General features: G+C 63.3%; 23 protein-coding genes. 8 read left to right on the top strand and 15 right to left on the bottom strand.

Annotated features, from left to right (window positions below):
* Positions 1–5: 5 nt before the first annotated feature.
* From K4A76_RS05270 to K4A76_RS05255, 4 genes are read left to right on the top strand one after another with little or no spacing between them, the layout of a single operon-like run.
* Positions 6–1,043, top strand: a complete 1,038-nt coding sequence (locus tag K4A76_RS05270; RefSeq protein WP_274411694.1) for an ABC transporter ATP-binding protein — start codon at positions 6–8, stop codon at positions 1,041–1,043.
* Positions 1,040–1,951: an ABC transporter permease gene (locus tag K4A76_RS05265; RefSeq protein WP_274411693.1), complete on the top strand. Its 912-nt coding sequence runs from the start codon at positions 1,040–1,042 to the stop codon at positions 1,949–1,951. The genes K4A76_RS05270 and K4A76_RS05265 overlap by 4 nt, the downstream gene beginning before the upstream one ends.
* Complete coding sequence (locus K4A76_RS05260) at positions 1,941–2,747, top strand: ABC transporter permease (protein WP_274411692.1); 807 nt, start codon at positions 1,941–1,943, stop codon at positions 2,745–2,747. Before K4A76_RS05265 ends, K4A76_RS05260 begins: the two co-directional genes overlap by 11 nt.
* 17 nt (positions 2,748–2,764) lie before the next feature.
* Complete coding sequence (locus tag K4A76_RS05255; RefSeq protein ID WP_274411691.1) at positions 2,765–4,189, top strand: gamma-aminobutyraldehyde dehydrogenase; 1,425 nt, start codon at positions 2,765–2,767, stop codon at positions 4,187–4,189.
* Positions 4,190–4,777: 588 nt separating this feature from the next.
* Here K4A76_RS05255 and K4A76_RS05250 read toward each other — a convergent pair.
* The 3 genes from K4A76_RS05250 to K4A76_RS05240 all read right to left on the bottom strand — a co-directional run bounded on the left by K4A76_RS05250 (position 4,778) and on the right by K4A76_RS05240 (position 8,476).
* A complete protein-coding gene (locus K4A76_RS05250; RefSeq protein WP_274411690.1) occupies positions 4,778–5,884 on the bottom strand; it encodes an NADH:flavin oxidoreductase/NADH oxidase in 1,107 nt (368 codons plus the stop codon).
* Between the two features lie 331 nt (positions 5,885–6,215).
* Complete coding sequence (gene recJ, locus K4A76_RS05245) at positions 6,216–7,925, bottom strand: single-stranded-DNA-specific exonuclease RecJ (protein ID WP_274411689.1); 1,710 nt, start codon at positions 7,923–7,925, stop codon at positions 6,216–6,218.
* An 8-nt stretch (positions 7,926–7,933) separates the two neighbouring features.
* Positions 7,934–8,476, bottom strand: coding sequence for a YaeQ family protein (locus tag K4A76_RS05240; protein WP_009683453.1), 543 nt, complete (start codon positions 8,474–8,476; stop codon positions 7,934–7,936).
* A 131-nt stretch (positions 8,477–8,607) separates the two neighbouring features.
* Here K4A76_RS05240 and K4A76_RS05235 point away from each other — a divergent pair, with 131 nt between their 5' ends.
* Both K4A76_RS05235 and K4A76_RS05230 read left to right on the top strand, forming a co-directional pair.
* Complete coding sequence (locus K4A76_RS05235; protein ID WP_009683452.1) at positions 8,608–9,807, top strand: CaiB/BaiF CoA transferase family protein; 1,200 nt, start codon at positions 8,608–8,610, stop codon at positions 9,805–9,807.
* Positions 9,808–9,875: 68 nt separating this feature from the next.
* Positions 9,876–10,703, top strand: a complete 828-nt coding sequence (locus K4A76_RS05230; protein ID WP_274411688.1) for a TIGR02285 family protein — start codon at positions 9,876–9,878, stop codon at positions 10,701–10,703.
* Positions 10,704–11,055: 352 nt separating this feature from the next.
* Here the strand turns inward: K4A76_RS05230 and K4A76_RS05225 are convergent, their stop codons facing one another.
* The 12 genes from K4A76_RS05225 to ffh all read right to left on the bottom strand — a co-directional run bounded on the left by K4A76_RS05225 (position 11,056) and on the right by ffh (position 20,862).
* On the bottom strand, positions 11,056–11,337 hold the full coding sequence (locus K4A76_RS05225; RefSeq protein ID WP_009683450.1) for a DUF3509 domain-containing protein: 282 nt from the start codon (positions 11,335–11,337) through the stop codon (positions 11,056–11,058).
* 68 nt (positions 11,338–11,405) lie between these two features.
* Positions 11,406–11,795, bottom strand: a complete 390-nt coding sequence (locus K4A76_RS05220) for a histidine kinase (protein ID WP_274411687.1) — start codon at positions 11,793–11,795, stop codon at positions 11,406–11,408.
* Positions 11,796–11,972: 177 nt separating this feature from the next.
* Positions 11,973–13,382, bottom strand: coding sequence for a threonine synthase (thrC, locus tag K4A76_RS05215; RefSeq protein ID WP_274411686.1), 1,410 nt, complete (start codon positions 13,380–13,382; stop codon positions 11,973–11,975).
* Between the two features lie 59 nt (positions 13,383–13,441).
* Entirely contained in the window at positions 13,442–14,746 is a 1,305-nt protein-coding gene (locus K4A76_RS05210; RefSeq protein WP_009683447.1) for a homoserine dehydrogenase, read from the bottom strand.
* A gap of 82 nt (positions 14,747–14,828) precedes the next feature.
* A complete protein-coding gene (locus tag K4A76_RS05205; protein WP_029888038.1) occupies positions 14,829–15,572 on the bottom strand; it encodes a DsbC family protein in 744 nt (247 codons plus the stop codon).
* A 152-nt stretch (positions 15,573–15,724) separates the two neighbouring features.
* Positions 15,725–16,621: a site-specific tyrosine recombinase XerD gene (gene xerD, locus K4A76_RS05200; RefSeq protein ID WP_029888037.1), complete on the bottom strand. Its 897-nt coding sequence runs from the start codon at positions 16,619–16,621 to the stop codon at positions 15,725–15,727.
* A 171-nt stretch (positions 16,622–16,792) separates the two neighbouring features.
* Complete coding sequence (locus tag K4A76_RS05195; protein WP_009683444.1) at positions 16,793–17,200, bottom strand: acyl-CoA thioesterase; 408 nt, start codon at positions 17,198–17,200, stop codon at positions 16,793–16,795.
* 95 nt (positions 17,201–17,295) lie between these two features.
* Complete coding sequence (gene rplS / locus K4A76_RS05190; protein WP_003252148.1) at positions 17,296–17,646, bottom strand: 50S ribosomal protein L19; 351 nt, start codon at positions 17,644–17,646, stop codon at positions 17,296–17,298.
* Between the two features lie 42 nt (positions 17,647–17,688).
* Positions 17,689–18,441 carry a tRNA (guanosine(37)-N1)-methyltransferase TrmD gene (gene trmD, locus K4A76_RS05185; RefSeq protein ID WP_003252146.1) on the bottom strand — a complete coding sequence of 251 codons (753 nt, stop codon included), beginning with the start codon at positions 18,439–18,441 and terminating at the stop codon, positions 17,689–17,691.
* 3 nt (positions 18,442–18,444) lie between these two features.
* Complete coding sequence (gene rimM, locus K4A76_RS05180) at positions 18,445–18,981, bottom strand: ribosome maturation factor RimM (protein ID WP_009683442.1); 537 nt, start codon at positions 18,979–18,981, stop codon at positions 18,445–18,447.
* A 5-nt stretch (positions 18,982–18,986) separates the two neighbouring features.
* Positions 18,987–19,238, bottom strand: a complete 252-nt coding sequence (gene rpsP / locus K4A76_RS05175) for a 30S ribosomal protein S16 (RefSeq protein WP_008094480.1) — start codon at positions 19,236–19,238, stop codon at positions 18,987–18,989.
* 247 nt (positions 19,239–19,485) lie between these two features.
* Positions 19,486–20,862, bottom strand: a complete 1,377-nt coding sequence (gene ffh / locus K4A76_RS05170) for a signal recognition particle protein (protein WP_009683441.1) — start codon at positions 20,860–20,862, stop codon at positions 19,486–19,488.
* Positions 20,863–21,159: 297 nt separating this feature from the next.
* Between ffh and K4A76_RS05165 the strand changes: the two genes are divergently transcribed.
* Complete coding sequence (locus K4A76_RS05165; protein ID WP_009683440.1) at positions 21,160–21,969, top strand: cytochrome C assembly family protein; 810 nt, start codon at positions 21,160–21,162, stop codon at positions 21,967–21,969.
* Between the two features lie 9 nt (positions 21,970–21,978).
* Positions 21,979–23,184, top strand: coding sequence for a transporter associated domain-containing protein (locus K4A76_RS05160; protein WP_274411685.1), 1,206 nt, complete (start codon positions 21,979–21,981; stop codon positions 23,182–23,184).
* The last annotated feature ends 93 nt before the right edge of the window (positions 23,185–23,277 follow it).

The raw sequence follows: 23,277 nt of genomic DNA, 5'->3' as shown, positions 1-23,277 counted from the left end.
CGCGTATGTCCCTAGCCGTCCAGTTCACCCAGGTTTCCCGTAGCTTCGGCGAGGTCAAGGCCGTAGACCAGGTCAGCATCGACATCAGCGATGGGGAGTTCTTCTCCATGCTCGGCCCGTCCGGCTCCGGCAAGACCACCTGCCTGCGCCTGATCGCCGGCTTCGAGCAGCCAAGCAGCGGCTCGATCCGTCTCCACGGCCTGGAAGCTGCCGGCGTGCCGCCCTACCAGCGTGACGTCAATACCGTGTTCCAGGACTACGCGTTGTTCCCGCACATGAACGTGCTCGACAACATCGCCTATGGCTTGAAAGTGAAAGGCGTGGCCAAGGCCGAACGCCACAGCCGTGCCGAGCAAGCCCTGGCCATGGTGGCCCTGGCCGGCTACGGCGCGCGCAAGCCGGCGCAGCTTTCGGGTGGCCAGCGCCAGCGTGTGGCCCTGGCGCGGGCACTGGTCAACCGGCCCCGCGTGCTGCTGCTGGACGAGCCGCTGGGCGCGTTGGACCTCAAGCTGCGCGAACAGATGCAGGGCGAGCTGAAGAAGCTGCAACGCCAGCTAGGCATCACCTTCATCTTCGTCACCCATGACCAGACCGAGGCGCTGTCGATGTCGGACAGGGTCGCGGTGTTCAACCGCGGCCGCATCGAACAGGTCGACACCCCGCGCAACCTCTACATGAAACCCGCCACCACCTTCGTCGCCGAATTCGTCGGCACGTCCAACGTGATGCGTGGCGAATTGGCGAGGGCGCTCAACGGCCACCCGGCGCCGTTTTCCATCCGCCCTGAGCACATCCGCCTGGGCGACCCGGTGGTCACCAGCCACGAAGTACAGGTCAGCGGCCTGCTGCGCGATGTGCAGTACCAGGGCAGCGCCACCCGTTACGAGTTGCAACTGGACAATGGCCAACTGTTGGCGGTAACCCAGGCCAACGACCGCTGGCAGGCACAGCCCCAGGCCTGGCAACCCGGGCAGCGGGTGCAGGCGCACTGGCCGCGCGAGGCGATGACCGTGCTGCAGGAAAGCGCAGGGCCATTGCCATGAGCGCGCTCCGAGGCCTGTCCGATGTGCTGTACCGGCGCCCCAACCTGTACCTGGCCCTGCTGCTGATCCCGCCGCTGACCTGGTTCGGCGCCATCTACCTGGGCTCGTTGCTGAACCTGTTGTGGCAGGGTTTCTACACCTTCGACGACTTCACCATGGCGGTCACCCCGGACCTGACCCTGGGCAACTTCGCCGCGCTGTTCAACCCGTCGAACTTCGACATCATCCTGCGGACCCTGGGCATGGCGGTGGCGGTGTCACTGGCCAGCGCGGTACTGGCGTTTCCCATCGCCTACTACATGGCGCGCTACACCCACGGCAAGACCAAGGCATTTTTCTATATCGCCGTGATGATGCCCATGTGGGCCAGCTACATCGTCAAGACCTACGCCTGGACCCTGCTGCTGGCCAAGGGAGGGGTGGCCCAGTGGTTCGTCCACCAGCTGCACCTGGATGCGCTGCTGCAAGCCGTGCTGACGGTGCCAGGCGTGGGCGGCAGCACGCTGTCGACCTCGCACCTGGGGCGCTTCATGGTGTTCGTGTACATCTGGCTACCGTTCATGATCCTGCCGATCCAGGCCTCGCTGGAGCGCTTGCCGCCGTCGCTGTTGCAGGCCTCGGCAGACCTTGGCGCACGCCCCGGGCAAACCTTCATGCAGGTGATACTGCCGCTGTCGATCCCCGGTATCGCCGCCGGCTCGATCTTCACCTTCTCGCTTACCCTTGGCGACTTCATCGTGCCGCAGTTGGTTGGCCCACCCGGCTACTTCATCGGCAGCATGGTCTATGCCCAGCAAGGAGCGATTGGCAACATGCCGATGGCGGCGGCATTTACCTTGGTGCCGATCGTGCTGATTGCGCTGTACCTGTCGATCGTCAAGCGCCTGGGGGCCTTCGATGCACTCTGAACAAGCCTCTGTAGGGTTGCGCCTGGCGGCCTGGGGCGGGCTGTTGTTCCTGCATTTCCCGATCCTGATCATCTTCCTGTACGCCTTCAACACCGAAGACGCAGCATTCAGCTTCCCGCCCACGGGGTTTACCCTGAAGTGGTTTGCCGTGGCCTTCGCCCGCACCGATGTGCTGGACGCGATCAAGCTGTCGTTGCGGGTCGCCTGCCTGGCGACCCTGATCGCCCTGGTGCTCGGCACACTGGCATCGGCCGCACTGTACCGGCGCAGCTTTTTCGGCAAAGAGGCCATATCGCTGATGCTGATCCTGCCCATCGCCCTGCCCGGCATCATCACCGGGATCGCCCTGCTCTCGGCGTTCAAGACCTTGGGCATGGAGCCCGGGGTGTTCACCATCGTGGTCGGCCATGCCACATTCTGCGTGGTGATCGTCTACAACAATGTGATCGCCCGCCTGCGGCGCACCTCACACAGCCTGATCGAGGCCTCCATGGACCTGGGTGCCGATGGCTGGCAGACCTTTCGCTACATCATCCTGCCCAACCTCGGCTCGGCACTGCTGGCCGGCGGTATGCTGGCCTTTGCCCTGTCGTTCGATGAGATCATTGTCACGACCTTCACCGCGGGCCACGAACGCACCCTGCCGATCTGGCTGCTCAACCAGCTCAGCCGGCCGCGCGACGTGCCGGTGACCAATGTAGTAGCCATGCTGGTGATGTTGGTGACCATGCTGCCGATCCTTGGCGCCTATTACCTGACCCGTGGCGGCGACAGCGTTGCGGGCATTGGCAAATGACCCTGGAGGAGTACCCGATGCAAACGCAGATGCTGATCAATGGCCAACTGGTCGCCGGCCAAGGCCCGACCTGGACCGTGCTCGACCCGGCGCTGGGCACCGCCCTGGCGCAGATCAACGAAGCCAGCGAAGCCCAGGTGGACAGCGCCGTGCGTGCCGCTGACCATGCGTTCGACAGTTGGTCGCAAACCAGCCCCAAGGACCGCGCCCAGGCGTTGTTGAACCTGGCAGACACCATTGAGGCGCATGGCGATGAACTGGCTCGGCTGGAATCGCAGAACTGCGGCAAACCCTTGAGTGCCGCGCGCAACGACGAAATTCCGGCGATTGCCGACGTGTTTCGTTTTTTCGCCGGTGCCGCGCGTTGCCTGGGCGGCTCGGCGGCAGGTGAATACCTGCCGGGCCACACGTCGATGATCCGTCGCGACCCCTTGGGCGTGGTGGCATCGATTGCGCCGTGGAACTACCCGCTGATGATGCTGGCCTGGAAGATCGCCCCGGCCCTGGCGGCCGGCAACACGGTGGTGATCAAACCCTCCGAGCTGACCCCGTTGACCGCTCTGCGCCTGGGGGAACTGGCCAAGGACCTGCTGCCGGCCGGGGTGCTCAACATTCTGTTTGGCCGTGGCCAGACGGTCGGCAACCCACTGGTTACGCACCCCAAGGTCCGCATGGTGTCGCTGACAGGCTCGATCCCCACCGGCGCCCATATCATCAGCGCCACCGCCGACAGCGTGAAGCGCATGCACATGGAGCTGGGCGGCAAGGCGCCAGTCCTGGTGTTCGATGATGCCGACATCGATGCCGCGATCGAGGGTATTCGCACCTTCGGTTTCTACAACGCCGGCCAGGACTGCACGGCGGCTTGCCGCCTGTATGTGCAGGCCGGTATCTATGAGCGCTTCGTCGAGCGCCTGGGGGAAGCGGTCGCCAGCATCAAGCCCGGCCTGCAGGAGGCCGAGGGCACCGAGCTGGGGCCGCTGATCAGCGCCCAGCACCGCGACAAGGTCGCCGGCCTGGTACAGCGCGCCATCGCCCAGCCGCACATTCGCCTGGTGACCGGTGGCAAGGCAATCGAGGGCGATGGCTACTTTTTCCAGCCGACGGTGCTGGCCGACGCCCTGCAGGATGATGAGATCGTGCGCAACGAAGTGTTCGGCCCGGTGGTGTCGGTAACCCGTTTCAGCGACGAAGCGCAGGCGCTGGAATGGGCCAACGACTCCAACTACGGCCTGGCCTCCTCGGTCTGGACCCGCGACACCGGCCGCGCCCACCGCCTGGCCGCACGCCTGCAATATGGCTGCACCTGGGTGAATACCCATTTCATGCTGGTCAGTGAAATGCCCCACGGCGGGCAGAAACACTCGGGGTACGGCAAGGACATGTCGATGTATGGGCTGGAGGACTACACCTGTGTGCGGCATGTGATGATCAAGCATTGATTATCATGCTCGGTCACGCTGGGTCCGCTCAACCGCGTTCTAGGTAGGAGCAACTGTCTTTCCCAAAATTTGAAAAGCCTGCGCGATTCATTGTAGAAGCGGGTTCACCCGCGAAAGGGCCGGGCCTGCGGACCGATTTCTGCCAGGCATTGTGCATTGCCGGCACCACCGTATTCGCGGGTGAACCCGCTCCTACATCGATCGATGATGCCGGCCCGGCCCCGCAGGGCTACCGGCCACCCCGCCTGTTGTAGGAGCAACTGTCTTTCCCAAAATTTGAAAAGCCTGCGCGATTCATTGTGGGAGCGGGCTTGCCCGCGAAGCAGGCGACGCGGTGTCTGGCACCGGCTGCGCCGGTGTTCGCGGGCACGCCCGCTCCCACATGTGGAACGGTGAGTGACAGCTTCTGCTCCTACTCGTGCTCTAGGCACCTGCGGCATTCAGCTTGTCATTCACCGCTCTCACTCCAGATGCTAATCCCCTCTCAAGACACAAGCGGCCTTGTGTCGCGACGGGGGCGCGCAGTGCCCCAGGTATTTTCGTGGTTAGACTGCGGCCCTGTCGCCACACAAGGCCGCTCCTTCAGAATCAGTCGCGCAAATCCGACTCATGAATCGGGTTGGCCCGGCTGGTAGCGCGCTGGTACTGCGCCGGCCAGGTAGCCTTGTTACCGCCCAGATCGTCGTCGGCATGCAGCGGCCAGTAAGGGTCGCGCAGCAGTTCGCGGGCAAGGAAGATGAGGTCGGCCTGGCCGGTACGCAGGATATGCTCGGCCTGCGCAGGTTCGGTGATCATGCCCACGGTGCCGGTGGCAATTTCAGACTCTTTGCGCACGCGCTCGGCGAAACGGGTCTGGTAGCCGGGGCCGGTAGGTATTTCGGCGTTCACCGAAGTGCCGCCAGAGGACACGTCGATCAAATCGACGCCCAGGTTACGCAGGCGCCGGGCCAGTTCGACGGTTTCATCCGGGTTCCAGCCGTCTTCCACCCAATCGGTTGCCGATACCCGCACGAACAGGGGCAATTCGGCAGGCCATACTTTGCGCACCGCTTCCACCACTTGCAGGGTCAGGCGGATGCGGTTTTCGAAGCAACTGCCGTATTCGTCACGCCGCTGGTTGCTCAGCGGTGACAGGAACTGGTGCAGCAGGTAGCCATGGGCGGCGTGAACCTCGAGCACTTTGAAGCCGGCCTGCAACGCGCGCTCGGCCGAGGCAACGAAGGCACCGACCACCTCCTGGATATCGCCCGGGGTCAGCTCGCGTGGCGTTGTATGTTGCGGGTCGAAGGCAATCTTCGAGGGCCCCACCGGCTGCCAGCCACCCTCCTCGGGTTTGACGCTACCGTGCTTGCCCAGCCAGGGGCGGTAGGTACTGGCCTTGCGCCCGGCGTGCGCCAGCTGGATGCCGGGCACGGCGCCTTGGGCGGTGATGAAGCGGGTGATGCGTTGCAACGGGGCGATCTGTGCGTCCGCCCACAACCCAAGGTCTTCGGCGGTGATGCGGCCATCGGCGGTAACCGCCACGGCCTCGGTGATCACCAGGCCCGCGCCACCCACCGCGCGGCTGCCCAGGTGAACGAGGTGCCAGTCGTTGGCCAGGCCATCGGCTGCAGAATACTGGCACATCGGCGAAACGGCGATGCGGTTGGGCAACGTCAGTTGACGCAGGGTGTAAGGCTCGAGCAGCAGGCTCATGAGGGCACCTCCCAAGAACTCCAATGGTGATCCGGCCCGGACACTCAATAGCACGTCCCTGGCCTGGGTCCGGTCATACTTCAGACTAGACCAGAATGCCTGGGGGGAAGGTTCCATGGGATTTTGGGCAAGTTGTTTACAGACACCTGTGGCCGGCCGCTGCCGCCTTCATTGGCACATGGGCCTTGTAGGAGCGGCCTTGTGTCGCGATGGGCTGCAAGGCAGCCCCGGCAATTTTTGCAGCTGTGCTGAAAGCCTGGACTTGTGCATATATGCTGACAACCTGGGGCTGCTTTGCAGCCCATCGCGACACAAGGCCGCTCCTACAGGGTCAACGCGGTTCCATGTGGGCAATCATCAACTGCACACTTTCATTGCCCCGAAACTCGTTCACATCCAGCTTGTACGCCAACTCGACCCAGCTCACCGTCGGGTTCGGCCATACGTCGCGGTCGATGCCGAAGGCAATGCCATCCAGCCGCACCGAGCCACACTCGCTCTTCAGTACCACCTTCAAGTGCCGCTCGCCCACCACGCGCTGCTCCACCAACTGGAATACGCCATGAAACAGCGGCTCAGGGAAATGCTGGCCCCATGGCCCGGCATTGCGTAGCGCCTTGGCCAGATCAAGGTGGAATTCTTCCACCGCCAGGCTGCCGTCGGACAGCAGGCGCCCGGTCAGGTCGTCTTCACGCAGCTGGCGCCGTACCTCTTCGTCGAAAGCCTCGGCAAAGGCCGGGAAATTTGCCTCTGGCAACGACAAGCCAGCGGCCATGGCGTGGCCGCCGAACTTGCTGATCAATTGCGGGTGGCGCGCCGCCACGGCATCCAGCGCATCGCGAATATGGAACCCTGGCACAGAACGCGCCGAGCCCTTCAGCATGCCAGCGCCTGCATCGGCGAAGGCAATGGTCGGCCGGTGGTAACGCTCCTTCAGCCGCGACGCCAGAATACCGATCACGCCCTGGTGCCAGTCGGCATCGAACAGGCACAAGCCGTAAGGCATCGACTCGACCGGCAGGTCCTTGAGCTGGGCCAGCGCCTCGCGCTGCATGCCTTGCTCGATGGACTTGCGGTCCTGGTTCAGGTCATCCAGCTGCTGCGCCATGTCCTGGGCCAGCGCCGGGTCTTCGCACAGCAGGCATTCGATGCCCAGGCTCATGTCGTCCAGGCGCCCGGCTGCATTCAGGCGTGGGCCAAGAATGAAACCCAGGTCGGTGGAGGTGATGCGCCGGTGATCGCGGCGGGCCACCTCAAGAATGGCCTTCAAGCCCGGGCGGGCACGGCCGGCACGGATGCGCTCCAGGCCCTGGTGCACCAGGATGCGGTTGTTGGCATCCAGCGGCACCACATCGGCCACACTGCCCAGGGCGACCAGGTCGAGCAGTTCACCGATGTTCGGCTGGGGTTGTGTCGCGTAGCGGCCCAGGCTGCGCAACCGCGCGCGCAGGGCCATCAGCACATAGAAGATGACACCGACCCCGGCCAGCGCCTTGCTCGGGAAGCTGCAACCCGGCTGGTTGGGGTTGATGATGGCGTCGGCATCGGGCAGTTGTTCGCCCGGCAAGTGATGGTCGGTCACCAGCACTTTCAGCCCAGCGGCCTTGGCAGCGGCCACCCCGTCGACGCTGGAAATGCCGTTGTCCACGGTAATCAGCAACTGCGGCTGGCGCTGCAGGGCAACTTCGACGATTTCAGGCGTCAGGCCGTAACCGTATTCAAAACGGTTGGGCACCAGGTAATCGACATGGGCTGCCCCCAACAAACGCAAGCCCAGCACCCCAACCGTACTTGCGGTGGCACCGTCGGCGTCGAAGTCGCCGACAATGAGAATGCGCTGGCGCTGGTCTATGGCAGCGACCAGCAGGTCGACGCCGGCCTCGATGCCCTTGAGCTGCTGATACGGCAGCAGCCGCGCAAGGCTTTTGTCCAGTTCGGCCTCGCTTTGCACGCCGCGTGCGGCATACAAACGGGTGAGCAAGGGTGGCAGGTTACCCAGAAAAGGCAGGGTCGCAGGCAGGGGGCGAGGTTCGATACGCATGGGTTGCTTCAGCCACGCTCACCCAGTAGCCACTGCAGTTGCACTTCGTGCTGGCCACGGTCGTCGGTAACGAAGACCGTACCTTCGCTGATCATCACATCCCACTTGATGGCGCGCGGCATGTCGGCGGCCAGGGTTTCCAGCACCTCCTGCGGCACTGCGGCGATGTTCAGGTTCTTGAGGTTCTTGACCGCGCTGACCACCTTGCCTTCCCACACGCGCAGGCTGCCATAGGCCAGCAGGCTGGTGCGTTCGGTGCGCCGCGAGCACCAGGTCAGGCGCTCGGCATCGGGTTGGCCCACTTCGATCCAGTGCAGCACGCGGTCGTCCAGGCTCTTTTCCCACAGTGCCGGCTCATCTACATCCGACAGGCCACGGCCGAACGACAGGTTCTCGTTGTACCAGAGCGCGTAGGCCAACAACCGCACCGCCATGCGCTCTTCGGTTTCCGAAGGGTGGCGCGCGATGGTCTGCTTGACGCTTTGGTAGACGTTACGGTCAAGATCGGTGAGATTCAGTTCGAACTTGTAGGTGGTGGACGGCTGGGCCATGGTCGACGGGCTTCGTGCAAAAGAAAAGTCGCACAGTCTAACCCATCCGCACTCGCCATGCGCCGCAGCAGTACCCGGCGCAACCGCCGTGTGATAAAACCACCGCTCTGCCCAACTGCCACGGATGCCCCATGTCGACGCCCAGCAAACCCCTCGCCGGCCTCAAAGTTGTCGAACTCGGCACACTGATCGCCGGGCCATTCGCCTCGCGCATCTGCGCCGAATTCGGTGCCGAGGTGGTCAAGGTCGAGTCGCCCGATGGCGGCGACCCGCTGCGCAAGTGGCGCAAGCTGTACGAAGGCACCTCCCTGTGGTGGTTCGTGCAGGCGCGCAACAAGCAGTCGCTGACCCTCAACCTGAAACACCCCGAAGGCCGCGAGGTATTGCAAAGGCTGCTGGCCGACGCCGACATCCTGATCGAGAACTTCCGCCCGGGCGTGCTCGAAAAGCTTGGCCTGGGCTGGGATGTGCTGCATGCGCTCAACCCTGGGCTGGTCATGGTGCGCCTGTCGGGCTTTGGCCAGACCGGGCCAATGAAGGACCAACCAGGTTTTGGTGCCGTAGGCGAGTCGATGGGCGGCCTGCGCTACATCACCGGCTTCGACGACCGGCCACCGGTGCGCACCGGCATTTCGATCGGCGACTCGATCGCCGCCTTGTGGGGCGTTATCGGCGCGCTGATGGCGCTGCGCCACAGGGAGGTCAACGGCGGCCAGGGCCAGGTGGTGGACGTAGCGCTGTACGAAGCCATCTTCGCCATGATGGAAAGCATGGTCCCGGAATTCGATGTATTCGGTTTTATCCGTGAACGCACCGGCAACATCATGCCCGGCATTACCCCCTCCTCCATCCACACCAGCGCCGACGGCAAGCATGTACAGATCGGCGCCAACGGCGATGCGATCTTCAAGCGCTTCATGCAGGCCATCGGGCGTGCCGACCTGGCTGACGACCCAAGCCTGGCCAGCAACGATGGCCGCGACCTTCGCCGGGATGAGCTGTACGGGGTGATCGACCGCTGGGCCAACAGCCTGCCGCTGGAAACGCTGATGCAGGTGCTGACCGCCGCCGAGGTCCCGGCCAGCCGGATCTACTCCGCCGAGGACATGTTCAGCGACCCGCAGTACCTGGCTCGGGAAATGTTCCTCCAGGCCAAGCTGCCCGACGGCAAGCCATTCAAGATGCCTGGCATCGTGCCCAAGCTGTCGGAAACCCCAGGTTCGAGCGAATGGGTGGGCCCGGCCCTTGGCGAGCACACCGAGGCACTGCTGGCCAGCCTTGGCTATGACGCGGCGGCCATCGCCAGCTTGCGCGCCGCAGGCACGGTCTGAACCAGGCGCAGCCCGGCCGCAGGCGCGCCGCCCGCCGCCTACGCCCGCTGGTCCTGCTTTGCGGGCTGATGGCCGCATTGCTGCTGCACCCTGCCATTGCCAAGGAACGCCTGTTCTGGCTGGTGCGTGACCTGCCACCATTCACCATTTTCGACGGCCCGGAGCAAGGCCGAGGGGTAATCGACCAACTGCTGCCCCTGTTGATTGCGCAGATGCCCGAGTACGACCACACCATCCAGCGCGTCAACCGTGCCCGCGGAATACAGATGCTGCAGGACCGCAACACCTTCACCTGCGACCCGACGCTGCTGTGGACACCCCAACGTGAGGAATATGTGCAGTTCTCCCTGCCCTCCCTGGGCGTGCTCAGTGGCGGCCTGGTGGGCCGCAAGGAAAGCCTGGCACTGGTGGCCCCCTATCTGCAGGGCCAGCAGGTAGACCTGCATGGCTTGCTGAGCAAAACCGCACTGAAACTCGGGGTCGTTGCCGAACGCAGTTATGGCCTGCAGATCGACAGCATTTTGCGCCAGCTGCCAGACACTGTGCTCAGCCGCCATTACGGTAACGAAGCCACCGCCAACCTGCTGCAGATGCAGCAGTTGGGGCGCCTGCGCCTGGTGCTCGGCTACTGGCCTGAGGTGCGTTACCTGATCCAGCAGCAAGGCGCCGCGCTGGCCGATTATCAGTTTTATCCAGTGCAGGGGGTGGAGCGCTACCAGTTTCTGCACGTGGGGTGCTCGGACAGCGAACTGGGGCGCGCTGCAGTGGCGCATATCGACCAGTTGCTGCCTGCGTTGCGACGGGACGTGCTGCCTGGGCTGTATGCCCACTGGCTGGATCCGGTCTCGCGCAGAAACTACCTGGAAGAAAGCAAGCGTTTCTTCGAAGCACATTAAATGCCTGCACCAGCCCTGTCGCGGGCAAGGCAGCTCCAGAGAAAAATGCATAACTTTTTGATTTAGCGGGGACTTTGTGGGAGCGGGCATGCCCGCGAAAAATCCAGCGCGGTGGCTGGCACCGGCTACGCCGGTGTTCGCGGGCACGCCCGCTCCCACACAGGCCGCGTCGCGCTTGGGAATTGAGTCCGCGGCGTGACAGGGCCGGTAGAGAACCCAGAAAAAAGAAACCCCGGGCGCTGGGGAAGGACGCCCGGGGTCAAGCGAAAGCCCTTGAGGACTTCCCGTGGCAGTTTTGCCAGCGCCGGAGCAAAGCGCTGGCTGGCTGCCCCTACTGTGTCAGATGAATCCTTTAGGCAAAGGTTCCCTGCGGTTGCTGGCGTTGTTGCAGCGCAGCGATCACGCAAGGCTGCAGCCGCCCCTCGGCTATCTGCAGGTCACGGTGCAAACCATCCACCAGGTCGATCAACAGGCGGTGTTCCTGTAACTGGCGCTCACTGACAGTGCGCTGCAAGGTCACCCCCGTGAGGCCGCCTTGAACCGTGAGCTGGCGATTACCGTTGGCGTCGGCAACGCCGAGGTGGGTCTGATAAGGGCTCAGTGCATCGTTGAGCAGGCTGCAGATTCTTTCCATCCGGTTCACTCTCTGCGTGGTGGGATATAGAGCAACTGACCCGCGGGCACAGCGGAAAGTTCGCCTTGCTATGGCCGTTGTCGATGCCGCGCCTGCAGCGTCTGCAGGGCGCGCTGCAGGCGCGGCATCGACAACGGCCAGGGCAGCTCGGCGAGTATCCACAGGCCTTGCTTGCGCGCCTCTTGGGCCAGGTCGAAACGCTGCGGCGCAGGCTGGCCGACGAACAACAGGGCACGGGCCTGGGCCAGCCGTGCGAGCAGGGCACGGCCGGCCCTGGTTGGCATGGCATGGTCGAGAATCAGCAGGTCTGGGCGGCGTTCGGCGCCAAGGCGGGCATCCAGTTCAGCGGTGGTCGCGCTGATGCGCACAGCGAACACGCCTTGGGCGTTGAGGGCCTGGTGCAGCAGGATCTGGTGCGATGGGCGTGCCTGATGAATCAACACGACGGTCTGGTGCATGAGCCGCTCCTGATGGGAGGACCGGCTAATTTAGGCGCTGGTGAATGCCGCCTGAATAGGATGATTCTGATTAAGCTGCGGGAACTGGCTATACCGCGTCAGCTGAAGCCAACGCGGTTGCCTGCAGGAGCGGCCTTGTATCGCGACGGGGCTGCGCAGCAGCCCCAGGCACACCCATTACAATGGCTTGCCGCGGTTGCCATGCTGGCTGACAAAGCCCTGTACCGCTTTCAGGTCATTGGCCAGCACCGTGCAACGCTCCTCACGGCTGAACAGGTCGCTGAGGTGCGCCGGCAGCTCGAGTGCCTTGCCCACACCGGCCTTTTCTACCGCTTCAGGGAACTTGACCGGGTGCGCGGTACCCAGCACCACCATCGGCGTGTCCAGGTTGCGGCGGCACTCACGGGCGGCCTTGACGCCGATCGCGGTGTGCGGGTCGAGGACCTCGCCAGTGGCAGCGAACACCTCGGCGATGGTCTCGCAGGTCTGCTCGTCGCTGACGGCCAACGAATCGAACAGCTTGCGGGCTTCGGTCCAGCGGTCCTGCTCGACGCTGAAGCCGCCACCCTGCTTGAAGTTGGCCATCAGTTCGGCAATTGCGCCACCGTTGCGGCCGTGCAGGTCGAACAGCAGGCGCTCGAAGTTGGACGACACCATGATGTCCATCGACGGCGACAAGGTGGCGTGCAGGGTTTCCTTGACGTACTGGTTGCCGCTCATGAAGCGGTGCAGGATGTCGTTGCGGTTGGTGGCGACGATCAGCTGGCTGACCGGCAGGCCCATGTTGCGCGCCAGGTAACCGGCAAAAATGTCGCCAAAGTTGCCGGTCGGCACCGAGAACGCCACGGAACGCGACGGCCCACCCAACTGCAGGGCGGCATGGAAGTAGTAGACGATCTGGGCCATGATGCGCGCCCAGTTGATCGAGTTCACGGCCACCAGGCGGGTGCCCTTGAGGAACGACTGGTCGCCGAAGCTGGCCTTGACCATTTCCTGGCAATCGTCGAAGTTGCCTTCGATGGCGATGTTGTGGATGTTGTCACCGAAAATGGTGGTCATCTGCCGGCGCTGTACTTCCGACACGCGCTGGTGCGGGTGCAGGATGAAGATGTCGACGTTGTCGCAACGGCGGCAGCCTTCGATGGCCGCGGAGCCGGTGTCACCACTGGTGGCGCCGATGATCACCACGCGCTCGTTGCGCTTGGCCAGCACGTGGTCGAGCAGGCGCCCGAGCAGTTGCAAGGCAAAGTCCTTGAACGCCAGGGTTGGGCCGTGGAACAGCTCGAGTACCCATTCGTTGCTGTTCAGCTGGCGCAGCGGGGCCACCGCTGCGTGGGCGAACTCGCCGTAGGTTTCTTCGAGGATCTTCTTGAAGTCGGCGTCGGCGATGCTGCCTTCAACGAACGGGCGCATGACCCGGAAGGCCAGTTCGTGGTACGGCAGGCCGGCCCACGAAGCGATTTCTTCCTGGGTGAAACGTGGCAGGTTTTCCGGCACATACAGGCCGCCGTCACTGGCCAGGCCAGCCAGCAGCACGTCTTCGAAATTCAGGGCCGGTGCCTGGCCGCGGGTACTGATATAGCGCATGGGTGCAAACCTTCGATGCTGGGGCCGGGGCCGCACTGGCGGCCCATCGGCAATATTTGTTAGTTGAGCTGCTCGACGCGAATGCGCACAACCTTGCCGACCACGTCCTGCAGGGCTTCCAGGGCGACGATGGCATCATTGATGCGCTGCTCGACCACGCCGTGGGTGACCAGGATCATCGGTACCAGGCCGTCCTGTTCCTCGGCTTCCTTCTGCATGATCGACTCGATGTTGATACCACGCTCGGAAAGGATGCTGGCCACCTGGGCCAGCACGCCTGGGTGATCCTTGGCCTGGATACGCAGGTAGTAGGCGCTCTCGCAGGCTTCGATCGGCAGGATCGGGTGGGCCGACAGCGAATCGGGCTGGAAGGCCAGGTGCGGTACGCGGTTTTCCGGGTCGGAGGTCATGGCACGGACCACGTCGACCAGGTCGCCAACCACCGACGAGGCGGTTGGCTCCATGCCGGCACCGGCACCGTAGTACAGGGTCGAACCTGCGGCGTCACCGTTGACCATCACGGCGTTCATCACGCCGTTGACGTTGGCGATCAGGCGGTCGGCAGGGATCAAGGTCGGGTGCACGCGCAACTCGATGCCTTCCGCGGTGCGCCGGGCCACGCCCAGGTGCTTGATGCGGTAGCCGAGGGCCTCGGCGTAGTTCACGTCAGCGGTGGTCAGCTGGGTGATGCCTTCGGTGTAGGCCTTGTCGAACTGCAGCGGAATGCCGAACGCGATGGAGGCGAGGATGGTCAGCTTGTGCGCAGCATCGATGCCTTCGACGTCGAAGGTAGGGTCGGCTTCGGCGTAGCCCAGCGCCTGCGCTTCGGCCAGCACGTCGGGGAAGGCCCGGCCCTTTTCGCGCATTTCGGTGAGGATGAAGTTGCCGGTACCGTTGATGATGCCGGCCAGCCAGTTGATGCGGTTGGCCGACAGGCCTTCACGGATGGCCTTGATCACCGGGATGCCGCCGGCCACGGCCGCTTCGAAGGCGACGATCACGCCTTTTTCCCGGGCCTTGGCAAAGATTTCGTTGCCGTGCACGGCGATCAGCGCCTTGTTGGCGGTGACCACGTGCTTGCCGTTCTCGATGGCCTTGAGCACCAGGTCGCGGGCGATGGTGTAGCCGCCGATCAGCTCGATGACGATGTCGATCTCGGGGTTGCTCGCAACGTCGAACACATCAGCGGTAATGGGGGTACCGGTAATCTGGCAGTTCGGGTTCTGCGAGCGCATGGCGATCTGTGCCACTTCAATACCGCGCCCGGCACGACGGGCAATCTCCTCGGCGTTGCGCTGAAGTACATTGAAGGTTCCGCCACCGACGGTCCCCAACCCACAGATGCCTACTTTGACCGGTTTCACTGTGAACTCCCCATTGAACGGCCGGCACCTTGCCGACCGTGAAACATGCCGTCACCCCATGACGACGGCGTACTGAATTGGATTACTTGGCCAGTGCCAGCTTGGCGACCTGTGGTGCCGGCTGGTAGCCCGGAATGACCTGGCCGCTTTCCAGCACGATGGCCGGCGTGCCGTTGACACCGATCGACTGGCCCAGCTGGAACTGCTTGCCGACCGGGTTGGCGCACTTGGCCGCCTTGATTTCCTCGCCTTCGACCATTTTGTCCATCGCCGCCCGGCGGTCGCTGGAGCACCACACCGCCTGCAATTGCTGGTCACCCGGCGAACCGAGGCCCTGGCGCGGGAAGGCGACATAGCGCACTTCGATACCGCGGCGGTTCAGTTCAGGCACTTCGGCGTGCAGCTTGTGGCAATACGGGCAGGTGGTGTCGGTAAAAACGGTGATATGCGACTTGGTTTCGCCCTTGGCAGGATAAACCACCATCTCGGCGGCTGGAATGCCATTGATGAGCTTGGCCACGCCTTGGCGTTCGGTTTTTTCGGTAAGGTTGACCGGCTTGCCGTTCTGGATCTGGAACAGATACCCCTGCATCACGAACTGGCCATCGGCGCTGGCGTAGAGCACCCGGCCGCCCTGCAGCTTGACTTCGTACAGGCCGTTCAGCGGGCTGCTGGCCACGCTTTCCACGGGTACTTCCAGCTCAAGGTTTTGCAGTGATTTACGGATGGCCTGCTCGGCACCGGCATTGCTGTCGGTTGCCGCGGCAAGCGCAAAGGTACTGGCCAGCGCCAACGCGGCGGCGGCGAAAAACTGGGTCACGCGCATGGGAACTCCTGAAGGCGGACAGGGACCGGAGGGCGCCACCGGCGAAAAAGAGCGGTGAGCGTGCGGCCCTTGGTGCAAACCGCCCAAGCCTACCACATCACGCTGCTGGTGAAGGGCCTGGCAAGGACCGGTCGGCGGAACATGAAAAACATTCATCCACGCGGGTGGTGCTGGGCGTGCAACTGTTGCAGGCGAGCCTTGGCCACATGGGTGTAGATCTGCGTGGTCGACAGGTCGCTGTGGCCCAACAGCATCTGCACCACGCGCAGGTCGGCGCCATGGTTGAGCAAATGGGTAGCAAACGCATGGCGCAGCGTATGCGGGGACAGCGGCTTGTCGATACCGGCCACGCGGGCATGGTGCTTGATGCGGTGCCAGAAGGTCTGGCGGGTCATCTGCTCGCCGCGAAGGCTGGGGAACAGTACATCACTGGGGCGGCCATTGAGCAGTTCGGCACGGCCACCGCGCAGGTAACGCTCCAGCCATACCACGGCTTCTTCGCCCATGGGAACCAGGCGCTCTTTGCTGCCTTTGCCCATGACCCGCAGCACGCCCTGGCGCAGGTTGACCTGATCGAGGGCCAGGCTGACCAGTTCGGTGACGCGCAGACCACAGGCGTACAGCACTTCGAGCATGGCGCGGTCACGCTGGCCGATGGCCTCGCCCAGGTCCGGGGCCTGCAGCAGGGCTTCGACGTCCGCTTCGGACAGCGACTTGGGTAAAGGCTTGCCCAGTTGCGGCATGTCGACCTGCAAGGTCGGGTCGATGGCCACCAGCTTTTCCCGCAACAGGTAACGGAAGAAGCCGCGCAGGCCGGAGATGAAACGTGCCGTGGAGCGCGGCTTGTAGCCTTGCTCCAGGCGCCAGGCCAGGTGGTCGAGAATCAGGTCGCGGCCAGCGTCGGGCAGCGCCACGGAGCGCTCATGCAGCCAGCCGTTGAACAGGGCCAGGTCACTGCGGTAGGACACGCGGGTGTTGTCGGACAGGCCTTTCTCAAGCCACAGGGCGTCGAGGAACTGGTCGATCAGGGGGTGGTCTAGGGCGGGCATTCAGGGCTGCTGGGTGTTGGAGATGGGGCTAGTGTTTCACAGCAGCCTGGGGGTTGTCTGTACCGGCCTCTTCGCGGGCACGCCCGCTCCCACAGGGCCTGCACAGGCTTTGAATGCTTTGCATGGCTTGTAGAAGCGGGCGCGCCGGCGGAAGGGCCAGTGCAGAAGAACTCAGGCCTGGGGCAAAACCGGCACCGGGCGCTTGTCCTCGTCGATGGCGACAAAGCTGAACACCCCATGGATCGCACGCTCACGGCCGTCCAGGTACATGTTTTCTACGAACACATCCACTTGCACCTGCAAACTGGTGTTGCCAACCTTGATCACCGTGCCCACCAACTCGACGATCGAGCCGGCCGGGATCGGGTGCTTGAAGTCGATGCGGTCGGTGGACACGGTCACCAGCGGCAGGCGGCAGAAGCGCGTGGCAGCGATGAACGACACCTCGTCCATCCAGGCCAGCGCAGTACCGCCGAACAGGGTGTTGTGGTGGTTGGTGGTGTTGGGGAACACCGCCTTGGTCACGCGGGTAACCGACAGTTCTGTGCGGCGCTGAATTTCCTGGTCTCGGGTAGTCATCGCAATTCGATCTTCTGAAGGTTGAAAAAGCAAAAAAGCAGCCCGAAGGCTGCTTTTCTCTCGCTAGGCGGCCTCGGCCACCGGGCAAACTGTACTCAGGACAGTTTTTCCTTGATGCGAGCGGCTTTGCCGGACAGGTCGCGCAGGTAGTACAGCTTGGCTTTACGCACGTCACCACGACGTTTCACGGCCAGGCTGTCGATTTGCGGGCTGTAGGTCTGGAAGGTACGCTCTACGCCAACGCCGCTGGAGATCTTGCGCACGGTGAAGGCGCTGTTCAGACCGCGGTTACGCTTGGCGATAACGACGCCTTCGAACGCCTGCAGACGGGAACGCTCACCTTCCTTCACTTTAACCTGAACGACAACGGTGTCGCCTGGCGCGAAGGTCGGGATTTCCTTGCTCATCTGCTCGGCTTCGAGCTGCTGGATGATCTTGTTGGTCATGCTGTGCTCCTAAGATGGATACGCGATCCACCATCGATACGTTTAACTATCGTCCCGCTCGCGGAGATATTCCTCGAGCAGCTTCTTCTCTTCTCCAGAAAGCGAGCGACTTTCCAGAAGATCGGCGCGTCGTTCGAAGGTCCTACCAAGGGACTGCTTCATCCTCCAACGCCGGATGTGTGCATGGTTGCCACTTAGCAACACGTCGGGAACACGCTGATCCGCATACACCTCAGGCCGGGTGTAGTGCGGGCAATCAAGCAGACCGTCGGTAAAGGAATCCTCTTCCGCCGAGTCCACATGCCCTAAAGCTCCGGGCAGCAGCCGCGTAACCGCATCGATCAGTACCATGGCCGGCAGCTCGCCACCGGAAAGCACATAGTCACCAATCGACCACTCCTCATCGACATGAGCCTCGATAAAGCGCTCGTCGATGCCCTCATAACGACCGGCGATCAGGATCAACGACTCCTGTTCGGCCAGGCCTTTGACCGCTTGCTGAGTCAGCTTGCGGCCTTGTGGCGAAAGGTAGATCACCTTCGCCGCAGCTCCGGTTGCCTGCCTGGCGCTAACCAGTGCATCTTCCAGAGGCTTGATTTTCATCACCATGCCCGGACCACCGCCAAACGGCCGATCATCTACCGTATGGTGACGATCTGTGGTGTAGTCCCGCGGGTTCCAGCAAGTCACCTGAAGCAACCCTTGTTTCACCGCGCGGCTGGTAATGCCGTACTCCGTGATGGCCGAGAACATCTCGGGGAACAACGTGATGACATCTACGCGAAGGTTACCCATCGTTTAGAAATCCGCGTCCCACTCAACCCGCATCGTGCCTGCTTCCAGGTCGATTGCCAGCACGCATTGCTCCGTATAGGGCAACAGCCGCTCGCGATCATCCAGGCTGCCCGCACAGGGCTTGACCACCATTACATCGTTCGCGCCAGTCTCCAACAGGTGATCGACCTTGCCGAACAGGTGTTCGTCCTGGTTGATGACCTTCAGACCCACCAACTGGTACCAGTAGTACTCGTCGGCAGCCAGGTTGGGCAAAAGGCTCCGCGCAATGCAGATTTCGTAACCGCTCAGAAGCCGGGCTTCATCACGATCATCGAGGCCTTTCAGTTTCACGACCAGGCCCTTTTGGGAGCCACGACCGCTGACCAGCTCGACCTGCTTTACCTTGCCTTCATGCCGAAGCGTCCAGCGCGGATAATCCAACAGGTTTTCAATCGGATCGGTAAAGGAATACACCTTCACCTCGCCGCGAACGCCGTGAACCGAAAAAATCTTGCCAACGACGATGAGGTCGTCAGCCTTTTCTGGCGTCGCGTTCATACGTTTCAGGCAGCAGCCTTGGCAGCGTCCTTCAGCAGCTGAGCAACGCGCTCAGACGGCTGTGCGCCCTGGCTCAGCCAGTAGGTGACGCGCTCCTGGTTGACCGACAGCTTGACTTCGGCGCCCGATGCGATCGGGTTGAAGAAGCCAACGCGCTCAACGAAACGGCCGTCACGGGCGTTACGCGAGTTGGTCACGGTCAGGTGGTAGAATGGGCGCTTTTTCGAGCCGCCACGGGCCAGACGAATGGTTACCATGTGAACATCGTTCCTATAGTCGGTGTTGCAGTTTTTACTGCAAATCTGAATGCCAAATAGGCACACGGGTGCCCAAAAGGCCGCATATTCTCGGGGAATACACGGACATTTGCAAATGACTTTTTCGGCAAGGCACCGCCCCGCCGTCCAGATTTGCCGGTTGCGCCGCGAAATTCGCGGCCGTTGCCCCGCCATGGCGGGGGTTCTGGGCGCCTGCCCGACGAAAGGCAGGCACCCGGAATACGTGTTACAGCTTGGGCATGCCGCCGCCCGGGAGCATACCGCCCAGGCCGCGCATCATCTTAGCCATGCCGCCCTTGGCAGAGAACTTCTTCATCATCTTCTGCATCTGCTTGTGCTGCTTGATCAGCCGGCCGATGTCCTGCACCTGGGTACCGGAACCCAGGGCGATACGGCGCTTGCGCGAACCGCTGATCAGGTCAGGGTCGCGGCGCTCGGCCGGGGTCATGGAGTTGATGATCGCTTCCATCTGCTTGAATTGCTTCTCGGCCGCGCCCTGGGCGTTGCCCATCTGCGACAGGTTGACCCCGCCGATGCTCGGCAGCTTGTCCATCAGGCCACCCAGGCCGCCCATGTTCTTCATTTGCTGCAGCTGGTCGCGGAAGTCTTCGAGGTCGAAGCCCTTGCCCTTCTTCAGCTTCTTGGCGAGCTTGTCGGCCTTGGCCTTGTCGATGGTCTGCTCGGCCTGCTCGATCAGGCTGAGCACATCGCCCATGCCCAGGATGCGCGAGGCCACGCGGTCGGGGTGGAACGGCTCGAGGGCCTCGGTTTTTTCACCCATACCGATGAACTTGATCGGCTTGCCGGTGATGGCACGCACCGACAGCGCAGCACCGCCACGGGCGTCACCGTCGACCTTGGTCAATACCACGCCGGTCAGCGGCAGCGCCTCGCCAAAGGCCTTGGCGGTGTTGGCGGCGTCCTGGCCGGTCATGGCGTCGACCACGAACAGGGTTTCGATCGGCTTGACCGCAGCGTGCAGCGCCTTGATCTCGGCCATCATGTCGGCATCGATGTGCAGGCGGCCGGCGGTGTCGACGATAACCACGTCGATGAACTTGAGCTTGGCTTCGCGGATGGCCGCTTCGGCAATGGCCACCGGCTTCTGGCTGATGTCGGACGGGAAGAAGGTGACACCGATGTCGTTGGCCAGGGTTTCCAGCTGCTTGATCGCCGCCGGGCGATAGACGTCGGCGGACACCACCATCACGCTCTTTTTCTTGCGTTCCTTGAGGAAGCGCGCCAGCTTGCCAGCGGTGGTGGTCTTGCCGGCGCCCTGCAAGCCGGCCATCAGTACCACGGCAGGCGGGGCGGCATTGAGCGCCAGGTCTTCGTTGGCCGCGCCCATGAGGCTTTCCAGCTCGGCCTGCACGATCTTGACGAACGCCTGGCCCGGGGTGAGGCTGCGCGACACTTCGGTGCCGACCGCACGGTCCTTGACGCTGTTGACGAAATCCTTGACCACCGGCAGGGCGACGTCGGCCTCGAGCAGGGCCATGCGCACTTCGCGCAGCGTGTCCTTGATGTTGTCTTCAGTCAGCTTGGCCTTGCCGGTAACGTGGCGCAGCGTCTGTGACAGGCGGTCGGTCAGGTTTTCGAACATGGTGATCCTTTCAGGCCCAGTAAAAGCCGAGGTTTGTCAGGCGCCTGTAGGGAAAAGCATACCCGCCAGGCACAGCAAGGCGGCGATTATAGCGAAGTGCGGCGGCGGCGCCCACCTTGGCTTCCGAGCGGCAAGCTGCAAGCAAGAGCCGATGCGCGGGATGGCTGCTTTTTCTTGAAGCTTGCCGCTTGAAGCTTGAAGCTTGCCGCTTAAAGCTCCCCGCTTCAGGCTTGCAGCTTCCAGCTTGCAGCTCACTATGCCAAACTCCGTCTCTTTAAGGCTCGCCAATCAGGACTTATGTTCTCCTCACCCAGCCTCATCCCCAACCTGATCGCCGCCGGCCTTTATATAGCAGCGGCCATCTACCAGGGCTCATACCTCGCCCAGGGCCGCAAGGCCGACAAGCGCCTGCTTGGCCTGCTCGGTGCCGTTGCGGTGCTGGCCCAGGCCGGCGCACTGTTCTTCCAGCTGATCACCCCACTGGGCCTGAGCCTGGACTTCTTCAGCGCAGCCAGCCTGATCGCCGTGGCGGTGATTGCCCTGACCCTGCTCGCCTGCCTGCGCATACCGGTGGAAAACCTGCTGGTGCTGCTGTTCCCGCTGGGCGCGGTAACGGCCTTGCTGGCGCAGTTCGCGCCACCCGGCACGGTGCCACTGATCGACGAGGAGCCGGGCATTCTTGCGCACATCCTGTTGTCGATCCTGGCCTATGGGCTGTTCACCATTGCCGTGTTCCAGTCGCTGCTGCTGCTGCTGCAGGACCGCCAGCTGAAGAACAAGCACCCGTCCGGGCTGATCCGCAACTTCCCGCCGCTGCAAACCATGGAAAGCCTGTTGTTCGGCTTCCTCTGGGCCGGCTGGTGCCTGCTGTCGCTGTCGCTGATCTCCGGCTGGCTGTTCCTCGAAAACCTGTTCGCCCAGCACCTGGTGCACAAGACCTTGCTGGCCTGCGTTGCCTGGGTCGTATTCAGCGTGCTGCTGTGGGGGCGAACCCGCCTGGGTTGGCGTGGCCACAAGGCCATTCGCTGGACGCTGGCCGGTTTCTGCCTGCTGATGCTGGCCTATTTCGGCAGCAAGCTGGTTCGCGAATTCATTCTGCATATCTGACGGCCCCCCATGGACACCCTGCCGTACGCACCGCTACTGGTCACGCTGGCATTGGCGCTGCTCTGGGCAGCGCTGTTCACTGCTGTGGACGTTGCGCGCCTGCAACTCACTGGCGCGCTACGCAGTGGCGATGATGGCCAGCCAGCGTTGCCCGCCCAGGCGCTGGTGCTGTGCGCCAGCCTCGGCAAACTGCTGGTCCTGGGCCTGGCGTGCCTGGTCGGGCAGCGCTACGACGGCGAACACGGCTTCTGGCTGGCCGGGCTGGCCGCTGCCGTGGCCTTGTTGGTGTTTGCCGAGTTCCTGCCGCGGCGCCTGGCGCGGCGCAACCCGCAAGCACTGGCCGGCCTGGGCGTAAGCCTGCTGAAAGCGCCGCTCACGCTGCTGCAGCCGTTCGCCTGCCTGCTCGACGGTTGCGCCAAACTGATCTTGCGCCCGTTCCGCACGCAGCCGGCCGCAGTGCCCCTGCACCCGCAGGAAGATGACGACCCGGATGAAGACGAGCGCCACGAAGCGCCCCGCCACGGCCTGCTCGACGGCCTGCAGGCGCTGGACAAGGTCACCGTCAACGACATCCTGGTGCCGCGCAGCGAAGTGGACGGCATCAACCTCGACGAGCCGATCGAGCGCATCATCGAACAGCTGATCGTCAGCCGCCACACCCGCCTGCCGGTGTACCACAACGACATCAACCAGATTGAGGCGATCCTCAACACCAAGCTGATCAGCCATTTGCTGCCCAAGGCCGAGTTGACCCTGGAGGCGCTGCACGGGGCCTGCTACGAGCCGTATTTCGTGCCCGAAAGCACACCGCTGCAAATGCAACTGCTGAACTTCCACAAGCAGCAACGGCGCCTGGGTGTGGTGGTGGACGAGTACGGGGAAGTGCTGGGTATCGTCACCCTGGAAGACATTCTCGAAGAAATCGTCGGCGAGTTCGAAGACGAACAGAGCCTGGAAAACCCGCACGTGCATCCGCAGCCCGATGGCACATTCGTCATCGATGGCACTGCCTCGCTGCGTGAAATCAACCGCAGCCTGGGCTGGCACCTGCCCTGCGACGGGGGGCCGAAAACCCTGAACGGCCTGGTGACCGAAGCACTGGAAAGCATTCCCGAAAGTGCCGTTTGCCTGAAGATCGGCCGCTATCGCCTGGAGATCCTCGAAACCGAGGACAATTGTGCCAGCAAGGTACTGGTGTGGACCCTGGCGCGCTAGCTATACTCGCCCCACGCTTACCCAGCCCCGCCGCCACGCCTGCTACCCGCACCCGGCGTTTCACGGCCAGTCCGCCCCACTGACACGCCCCGC

Origin of the sequence: Pseudomonas sp. NEEL19, assembly GCF_028751975.1 — a bacterium.
GTDB classification, from domain to species: domain Bacteria; phylum Pseudomonadota; class Gammaproteobacteria; order Pseudomonadales; family Pseudomonadaceae; genus Aquipseudomonas; species Aquipseudomonas juntendi.
Note: the sequence above shows the minus strand (reverse complement) of the source record. Positions and strands in the feature narration are given on the sequence as shown.

Bases quoted from the DNA above. Each gene is read 5' to 3' on its own strand.
- K4A76_RS05235 (WP_009683452.1), top strand. From the start codon at position 8,608: ATGTCGACGCCCAGCAAACCCCTCGCCGGCCTCAAAGTTGTCGAACTC.
- K4A76_RS05230 (WP_274411688.1), top strand. From the start codon at position 9,876: ATGGCCGCATTGCTGCTGCACCCTGCCATTGCCAAGGAACGCCTGTTC.
- K4A76_RS05265 (WP_274411693.1), top strand. From the start codon at position 1,040: ATGAGCGCGCTCCGAGGCCTGTCCGATGTGCTGTACCGGCGCCCCAAC.
- thrC (WP_274411686.1), bottom strand. From the start codon at position 13,382: ATGCGCTATATCAGTACCCGCGGCCAGGCACCGGCCCTGAATTTCGAA.
- recJ (WP_274411689.1), bottom strand. From the start codon at position 7,925: ATGCGTATCGAACCTCGCCCCCTGCCTGCGACCCTGCCTTTTCTGGGT.
- K4A76_RS05260 (WP_274411692.1), top strand. From the start codon at position 1,941: ATGCACTCTGAACAAGCCTCTGTAGGGTTGCGCCTGGCGGCCTGGGGC.
- K4A76_RS05160 (WP_274411685.1), top strand. From the start codon at position 21,979: ATGGACACCCTGCCGTACGCACCGCTACTGGTCACGCTGGCATTGGCG.
- K4A76_RS05270 (WP_274411694.1), top strand. From the start codon at position 6: ATGTCCCTAGCCGTCCAGTTCACCCAGGTTTCCCGTAGCTTCGGCGAG.
- rplS (WP_003252148.1), bottom strand. From the start codon at position 17,646: ATGACCAACAAGATCATCCAGCAGCTCGAAGCCGAGCAGATGAGCAAG.
- K4A76_RS05195 (WP_009683444.1), bottom strand. From the start codon at position 17,200: ATGACTACCCGAGACCAGGAAATTCAGCGCCGCACAGAACTGTCGGTT.
- xerD (WP_029888037.1), bottom strand. From the start codon at position 16,621: ATGCCCGCCCTAGACCACCCCCTGATCGACCAGTTCCTCGACGCCCTG.
- rimM (WP_009683442.1), bottom strand. From the start codon at position 18,981: ATGAACGCGACGCCAGAAAAGGCTGACGACCTCATCGTCGTTGGCAAG.
- K4A76_RS05250 (WP_274411690.1), bottom strand. From the start codon at position 5,884: ATGAGCCTGCTGCTCGAGCCTTACACCCTGCGTCAACTGACGTTGCCC.
- K4A76_RS05240 (WP_009683453.1), bottom strand. From the start codon at position 8,476: ATGGCCCAGCCGTCCACCACCTACAAGTTCGAACTGAATCTCACCGAT.
- K4A76_RS05165 (WP_009683440.1), top strand. From the start codon at position 21,160: ATGTTCTCCTCACCCAGCCTCATCCCCAACCTGATCGCCGCCGGCCTT.
- rpsP (WP_008094480.1), bottom strand. From the start codon at position 19,238: ATGGTAACCATTCGTCTGGCCCGTGGCGGCTCGAAAAAGCGCCCATTC.
- ffh (WP_009683441.1), bottom strand. From the start codon at position 20,862: ATGTTCGAAAACCTGACCGACCGCCTGTCACAGACGCTGCGCCACGTT.
- trmD (WP_003252146.1), bottom strand. From the start codon at position 18,441: ATGGGTAACCTTCGCGTAGATGTCATCACGTTGTTCCCCGAGATGTTC.
- K4A76_RS05220 (WP_274411687.1), bottom strand. From the start codon at position 11,795: ATGCACCAGACCGTCGTGTTGATTCATCAGGCACGCCCATCGCACCAG.
- K4A76_RS05205 (WP_029888038.1), bottom strand. From the start codon at position 15,572: ATGCGCGTGACCCAGTTTTTCGCCGCCGCCGCGTTGGCGCTGGCCAGT.
- K4A76_RS05225 (WP_009683450.1), bottom strand. From the start codon at position 11,337: ATGGAAAGAATCTGCAGCCTGCTCAACGATGCACTGAGCCCTTATCAG.
- K4A76_RS05255 (WP_274411691.1), top strand. From the start codon at position 2,765: ATGCAAACGCAGATGCTGATCAATGGCCAACTGGTCGCCGGCCAAGGC.